Source organism: Streptomyces sp. NPDC058086 (assembly GCF_042885015.1).
In the GTDB taxonomy this organism is placed as follows: domain Bacteria; phylum Actinomycetota; class Actinomycetes; order Streptomycetales; family Streptomycetaceae; genus Streptomyces.
On record NZ_JBHVST010000214.1, the window covers coordinates 1 to 6,913 of the forward strand.

The 6,913-nt window shown below is 67.2% G+C and carries 7 protein-coding genes; 2 read left to right on the forward strand and 5 right to left on the reverse strand.

Annotated elements, in window-relative coordinates; genetic code table 11:
- The coding region (locus ACFVWD_RS56715; protein WP_389606904.1) for a ricin-type beta-trefoil lectin domain protein at nt 1–1,937 on the reverse strand (1,937 nt) is incomplete at its 3' end.
- Nucleotides 1,938–2,000: 63 nt separating this feature from the next.
- Nucleotides 2,001–2,189 (reverse strand): hypothetical protein, encoded by a 189-nt coding sequence (locus ACFVWD_RS56720; RefSeq protein ID WP_376230635.1) that lies wholly within the window; start codon nt 2,187–2,189, stop codon nt 2,001–2,003.
- Nucleotides 2,190–2,353: 164 nt separating this feature from the next.
- Between ACFVWD_RS56720 and ACFVWD_RS56725 the strand changes: the two genes are divergently transcribed.
- Entirely contained in the window at nt 2,354–2,575 is a 222-nt protein-coding gene (locus ACFVWD_RS56725) for a DUF6281 family protein (protein ID WP_389606905.1), read from the forward strand.
- A gap of 376 nt (nt 2,576–2,951) precedes the next feature.
- Here the strand turns inward: ACFVWD_RS56725 and ACFVWD_RS56730 are convergent, their stop codons facing one another.
- Nucleotides 2,952–3,458, reverse strand: a complete 507-nt coding sequence (locus ACFVWD_RS56730; protein ID WP_382147040.1) for a hypothetical protein — start codon at nt 3,456–3,458, stop codon at nt 2,952–2,954.
- Between the two features lie 268 nt (nt 3,459–3,726).
- On the opposite strand from ACFVWD_RS56730, the gene ACFVWD_RS56735 reads away from it, so the two are divergent.
- On the forward strand, nt 3,727–4,938 hold the full coding sequence (locus ACFVWD_RS56735; RefSeq protein WP_389606907.1) for a NucA/NucB deoxyribonuclease domain-containing protein: 1,212 nt from the start codon (nt 3,727–3,729) through the stop codon (nt 4,936–4,938).
- Between the two features lie 46 nt (nt 4,939–4,984).
- Here ACFVWD_RS56735 and ACFVWD_RS56740 read toward each other — a convergent pair whose 3' ends face one another.
- The gene (locus ACFVWD_RS56740) at nt 4,985–5,428 is read right to left on the reverse strand and encodes a hypothetical protein (RefSeq protein WP_143626465.1); all 444 of its coding nucleotides are present in this window, start codon (nt 5,426–5,428) and stop codon (nt 4,985–4,987) included.
- Nucleotides 5,429–5,734: 306 nt separating this feature from the next.
- A complete protein-coding gene (locus ACFVWD_RS56745) occupies nt 5,735–6,613 on the reverse strand; it encodes a DNA ligase (protein ID WP_389606909.1) in 879 nt (292 codons plus the stop codon).
- Nucleotides 6,614–6,913 lie beyond the last annotated feature (300 nt).

Consider the following 6,913-nt stretch of genomic DNA (forward strand, 5'->3'; position numbering starts at 1 on the left):
TTCGCGGCGTCGGCCGCGGCCTTGGCCTGCAACTCGGCCTTCTCCGCGGCCTTCTTGCGGAACTCCGCTTTCACCTGGGCGGCCTGGGCGAGCGCGCGCTCCGCGATGGTCTGGCTGTCTCCGCCGGAGGCGCGGGTGGCGGCCTCGGCGGTCTCGCCGGCCTTCACCATCGCCTCAAGCGCGGCCGCCGCACCCTGGGTGACCTGTGCCTTCTGCTGCCCGACCAGCAGACCGCGCCCCCGCGGCGCGCCGTTGGTGTCGGCGATGGTGTAGGAGGCCTGCTCGGCGGTGTCCGAGGTGGTGGCGGCCTTCTTCACGGCGGTGAGCTGGGTCTTGAGGACGTCGAGCTGCTTCTTCGCCGCCGTCTGGGCGGCCGTGATGCCGGCCTTGGCCTTGTCGAACTGGGCTTTGGGCGGCACGGTGCCGGTGTGTCCGGAGGGCGTGACGTCGAACTGCTGCGGCCCGCTGCCGTTGCACGTGTACAGCCACGAGTTGTAGCCGTTGGTGTACTCGTGGAGGTCAAGGCACTTGTCGGTGCCGACGTTGCGCAGGCTGCCGGTGGCGCGGAGGTTGAACTCCCACGTCTGCGCCGGGGAGCCGCTGCACGTCCAGATCTGGATCTTAGTGCCGTTGGCCGGGTTGTTGTTCGAAACGTCCAGGCATTTGAGGGAGTTGACGTTCTGCAGGTGCAGTCCCCGGTCGTCGCCGTAGACCTTCCACTCCTGCGCCGCCGAACCGTTGCACGTGTACAGCTGGACGGGGGTGCCGTTGTCCTTCTTCGCGCCCTCGACGTCGAGGCACTTGCCCTGCGCGGCGTGCACCTCGATCACCGCCGGGGCGTCGCCGACCCAGCCGGCCCCGCCCGCGGACCAGTAGTCCTGCCAGCGCGCGAGGTGGTCGGCGGTCCACGAGTACCCCAGCAGGTCACCCAGCGCTTTGGCGCCGGTCGCCAGGGACTTGGTGGCGTCCTTGCCGGCGTTCAGGATCTGGTTGCGCTGCGTTGTCTGAGAGGCGATCTCCTGCTGCCACTCCGTGGCGGCCGTGCCGGAGACGTCGCCCAGAACGTGGTCGGGATCGATCGGGTCCCGCCACGCGCACGCGGCGAACCGGGACTTCAGGTCCTCGACCGCGATGCGGTACTCGGCCGTGCCCGGCTGCGGGGCTGTCCGGGTGAAGCCTCCGGACGCCAGGAACATTCGGGCGTTGTCCGCGCCCGCGTTCTCCCCGGGAGCCCCGTGCAGCCACTTGAACGCGTCCCGCTCGGCGAGGGCCCGGTTCCACTCGTCGGCCGGCAGCCCGGCGGGGTCGGGGTCCTTGCCGTAGAGAGGGCTGCCCAGGTCGTCGACGGCCTTGAGGGTCGCCGCGTCCGCCTTGGGCGTGGAGTCGGCGTAGAAGTCGCCGTCGTTCTTCCAGAACCGGTCGGCGGTCCACTTCGTCAGACCGGTCTGGCCGTAGAAGTCCTCCTGCCCGTCCCCCGGCGACCCCGGAGGCCAGTGGAAGTCGGTGTCGGTGAAACCGGCCGGGTTCGTCAGACCCTCGAGCGGCTTCCGCCATCCGTCCCGGAGAGCATGGAGGGCGTCCAGCTCCTTGCCCGCCGCGTCCCGGTCCGTCTGGTACGCGGCGGCGAGCGGAGTCTTCTCCCAGCTCTTCCGGTCGGCCAGCGTATGAAGCGTGTCCGCAGGTTGGTTCAGGCCGTCCTGCGCGGTCGTGGCCATAGACGGGCCGCCCAGCCGCAGCACATCGGCCATGAGGCACTGGTCCTGCCGCAACTGCTCGGCAGCCGTGTCCACATTCCAGTCGTAGGAGTCACTTGCCGGATCGGCGTCCGCTCCACGACCGAGCAGGTCGGGCTGGACGGCCAGCCCGCCGAGGACGGCCAGGGCGGCCACCGACGTGACGACGGGAGTGAAGAATCTGGATCTTCGTGTTCCGGGCATACGGAACCAGGGGCTGGGGCGCAACAGAGCATCTCTTTCTTCGTCCAAAGGTGGCGGGCCCGGTCAGGCCCGGTCGAAGACAAGGGAGAACAGCGGTCCTGAGCCGGAGTCAGGGGCGCACAGCGCGGGCTGGACCAGCGTGCGCAGGCAGGCCGGTATGACGGCATGGCGCAGCAGCCCCTCCCCGTGGGCGACGGTGTTCCCCCGGTCGCCGAATGACAGACGCGTGTGTTCGGACTGGTCAAGATCCACCGCACGCGGCGCTCACCATAGACAGGGAACACGTGAACAGAACAGGGAAAATTCAGGGCCTACAGGCGCATGCACATACCGTTCCGGGGAGACGAGAACCGTTCCGGAATACGTCGTTCACGTGCGCATCCCATGCGGGACCTGTGCGATTCATGTGAAGCGGAATGGCGGCCGAAACCTCCGGCAACTTTCCGCACCCGCCACCAGGTGATGCACGTCACGACACGGAAGCGGAGAGCGATACCGCCCGGGACGTTGCCGACGTGGAGTTCACTGTCGGGGAGGAACTCGGCGCCACCATCAGACCGTCCTGTGACGATGCCGGTGGCCAGGGCAGAGTCGAGGGGTCTTCTCCGGTCTGCGGCTGTAGTCGAGTTCCGCTTTGATCCGGTGCCCGTACGGTGACCAGGCGGGCGCGGGCGGGAAGGTCTGCGGGATCACTGGCCCCAGCTCGTCGGCGCAGATCACCGTCGCACCATCGGGCGGGTGGGTGTAGAGGCCGGTGATCCTTGTCCTTGTGGGACGAAGTCCGGGTCCTTCGACCGCGTCCAGGACCGGGTGCGGCGCCAGCGCACGCCTTCGGCGAGCAGGATGCGCCTGACCTGTGAGCGCTGCACTTCGATCCCGGCCACCGGGTTCGAAAAACCGTCGCCCAGCCACCCGTCACGACGTGGGCAGAGTCCTTGCCACCGGCGAGGCGTTCAGCCGACCTGCCCACCACAAGGTCGGCACAAAACCGCGCCGAACTGGTTAAAGACAAGGTCAGATGCGCAGCAGTGAGGCGTGGATGCGGAGGATGGCTCGCAGTACTTCGTCGCGGTTCTTGGCCTGCTGCATCCATGCAGGCAGGCGGGCTACCACGGTCATCTTCCGGCCGTGGTCGTGCCAGGGAGTCCCTTCACGCAGCGGTGCCTGCACGAATCGTCTGATCAGGTACAGGTGTTCCAGGTTGTAGGCCCATACCCACCCGTGCCGGGTCTCGGTCTGCAGCCAGAGACGCACATCGAAGTACGGGTCTGTGGCCGGCGCATGCCGGTCCCGGTGCAAGGCCACACCGCCACGGCTCCAGTCCTTCGCCATCCCACAGCTCCGACAAACGAGACGCCTCCGTGCGAAGAGGCCCTGGTCGTGAACCCCGGACGGGTCTGGTGCTGTACCGATGTGCGCGACCTTCCCGCAGCCGGGACAGCGCACGAGAACCGACGTGAGGAAGTCGTACTTCGTGCTCCGGGGATCCCGGAACCGGTGGTGCGTGGAGATCGAACTCATTGGGCCAGTATGCGAGCCACGCACCCAAGGCTCCTACGGGCTATATCTCAAGCTGAGCGCCTCGCTCCAATTGGACCCCCCGTACCGAATCGCCGTGGCCTGCGCACGGACATCCGCACGGCAGGCACGTCGTGTGGATTTGATCACTCTTACGCGCTCAGATACCTCCAAGATCACGGCTCCCCTACGTTGGCCGAGACCACATCTTCAGGGGGTATCTGTGAAAGCTGCCAGATGGGCTCTGCCTGTCGTCGCAAGCACTCTTGCCGTGCTGTTGTCACCCGCGACGGCGGTCAGCGTCAGCAATCCGGACCCGGCCGACATCACCTATACAGCGACCTATACACCGCTGGACGGTTCCGGTTCTCTCCCGGCCGGGGTCTCGGATGGGGCTCCGCTCGCCAGCGCCGCCGGGGGTTCGCGGCCTCCGGGCACCAACTTCAACTACCACGACGTTACTCACGACGAGTGCGTCAGGCACGGCAACAGTGCTGGCAAGCCCGAGTGGGTCAAGAACCACTTCGCGCTGTGCCGTCGGGGCACCGTCCAGGTTGTCGGCAGGGACGTCGAAACGGGTACGCCGGTCGGGACACTCACCTACGTCGAGACGATCATCGGGTACGCGTTCCAGGGCGAGCGGTCTGTCGCCTTCGACCAGTACTTCGAGAAGATCCAAACCACGGGCACCATCAAGGACTCGACCACGTTCCTGATCAACAGATGGAACCAGTCGAGCGCGAACGGCCCCATCCTGCACAAGGGGGAAAGACACGGGGGCGTCACGCAGATCTCGGGCGGCTTCCGAGGCGAGGTCGGCGCAGCGCAGGAAGATGCCAGCATCAAGGGCTGGAAGAGGGAAAGCATGGAGTTGCTGACCTTCGACGAAGACAAAGCCTCCGGCACCGGCAGAGACAAGGTCCACAAGTTCGACTTCGTACCCGCCACCTTCTTCATCGCGGCCGGGAACAAGAACGTCCAGCTTCCCGAACCCAAGATCACAGTGCGGTTCGACAGCGCCTCGTACCTGAAGTACAAGCAGGGCAGCATCTTCACCGACATCCGCGCGACCATGACCTACGACCGCAGTAATTCCGACGTCAAGGAGACCGCGCAGCACATCTGGGACGCCCAGCACCGGCCCGGGACAACCATCCCCGCCAAGACCGGAAAGAGGATCCCGGGAGCTCCTTCGTCCACCCCGCTGCACCGGATCTTCTACGACACGCGGCTGCGGGATCGTAACCGCGAAACCGCGCGCGCGGCCTGCCAGGCGCAATGGCCCAACTACTCCAGTCACGGCAAGGACTGCGACGAATACCCCTTCAGCACCACGAAGGAAGGGGCCTACAACGCCAACGGCAACTTCTCCGCACGAGCACTGACGAGCCGCGACAACCAGAAGGCGGGCTCCCAGCTCTCCACCTGGTACAACGACGACCGAATCCTGGACGGTGACGCCTTCTACGTGAACGTGAAGTAGTCGCCGGCGGCGGGGCGGGAGCGTGTGAGCCGCCCTGCCGCCGGTGTCACGTCCACAGCTGGATCACGAAGCGCTCGAAGAGACGGTAGGCATCCAGCTCTTCCTGGGGGTCTTCCTCTTGAGGGCCCGCCCACACGCGCACCCAGTAGGGGCCGGCACCGGTGAGTTCGTACTCGTCTGCCTGAGGCTCCTGCATCAGGCTGACAAGCTGGATCCGCTCCGACTCAAAGGAGACGGAGCTCGGATCGCCCATGCTTGTGAAGGCCTGTCCAGACGGCGCATCAGGCGGTGAGTCCCAGAGCTCCAACCTCACTCTGGCCCTTTGGTCTTCCAGATCGGATGCAACCACCACGGAGCCTTCGTGGGCCAGGAACGCCGAGTTGTCCGGGATCCGCGAGAACGGCTCCTCCCTCTCCGGATCGGTATCGACCAATGCGAACAAGTGCCGTTCCACTCGCACGACCGCCGTGAACGAGTCCACTAGCCCCACTTCAGCCTCCTGCCACCAAACGCTGCGCCAGTATGCCAAGGACACCAAGCCGGCCGGCGTCTGGGATGGTGCACAGCACCTTCGGGAAGGGTGAACTCCTCGGCCATTTCCGCTGTCGTGGCTACGACAGGCTCGCGGCGAGGCGCTGACCGCCGCCGCGGGAGTTACATGGATGGTCCGAGGGAAAAAGGGTTCGAGCCAGGGATACGCAATGAAGCGGCGGGATCGACGGGCAGATAGGCGGCCGCAGTTCGCGCACGCTGCAGCTGGGGAGAAGGTGCAGTCGAGCAGAAGCCTGTGGTCGGGTCAGCGCAGGCGGACCACGGTGACCACCGCGTGCCGGGTGGTGCCTGCCACGACCTCTACGACGATCTCCCCGCTCGCGGGTGTGTAGGCGTCGCCGTCCTGCGTGTGCGCGCGCCCGGGCTGGGGGACCAGGCGCGGGGCGATTCGGGTGGCGAGTGCTGTGGTCAGGCGTTGGGACAGCGCGACGCGTCCGTCGGGGAGCCGTACGGCGAGTGCCTTCGGCTGGCGCACGGTGCCGGTGAACCCGGCCACGGTCGCCTCGATGGTGTCGGCGTGGCGGATCTTCAACCACGCTCCGGCGCGGCCGGCCCGGTAGGGGGAGGTGGTGCGTTTGGCGACGATGCCTTCGACGCCGTGCTCGTGATGGAGGGTGTTGTACCAGGTGAGTGCGGTGTCGCGGTCGGTGGTGGCGGAGACGGCCTGGATCGGGGTGTTCGCGAGCAGTTCTGCCAGGAGGTTGAGGAGGGCTGCGCGGCGCTCGCTGTACGGCCGTGCTCGCATGTCCCCGGTCGGCGACGGCAGTTGCAGGGCGTCGAAGGCGATGTAGTGCGCGGGGCGCTGGGTGGCCAGGCGGCGGGCGCGGGTGGGGGAGGAGGCGGCTCGGGCCTGGGCGGCCTCGAAGCTGATCCGTCCGTCCTCGGTGGTGATGACGGCCTCGCCGTCGAGAACGGTCCCGGCCGGGAGGTGGTGGCCGGCGAGGGCGAGGTCTCCCCATGCGGCGGTGACATCGCGTCCGGATCGGGCCTGCAGACGGACTCCGGCGTCGGTCCGCCACATGATCATTCTGTGGCCGTCGAGTTTCACCTCGTAGCTCCAGTCCGTGCCGGTGGGAAGTTCCGGTACGGACCGGGCGAGGGCGACGGAGACGGGCCAGTCCACCCGTCCAGCCTGCGGCGATGGCGGCCACGGTGCGCGTCGGTGCCGTCGGGAAGCGGGCCGTGCTGGGGGCTCACAGGCTGGTTGTGGGATCTCGCGCGTCGCTGCATCCACCAAGGCTGTGACCTGCGGCTTCTCGCGGTGCCTGACGCTGCTTCATCTGCGGTTGTCTCGGCTCTCGGTGCATCCCCGCCAGGTTTGGCGATATGGGTGTGGTTCCTCCCGTGCCGCGCGGCGCCCTCGTGATGTCAGGGGGCGCGTTTCACGTGGCGGACCAGCCACATCAGCAGGGCGTCCAGGTCG

Bases quoted from the DNA above. Each gene is read 5' to 3' on its own strand.
- ACFVWD_RS56725 (WP_389606905.1), top strand. From the start codon at position 2,354: ATGGCGGCCGAAACCTCCGGCAACTTTCCGCACCCGCCACCAGGTGAT.
- ACFVWD_RS56730 (WP_382147040.1), bottom strand. From the start codon at position 3,458: ATGAGTTCGATCTCCACGCACCACCGGTTCCGGGATCCCCGGAGCACG.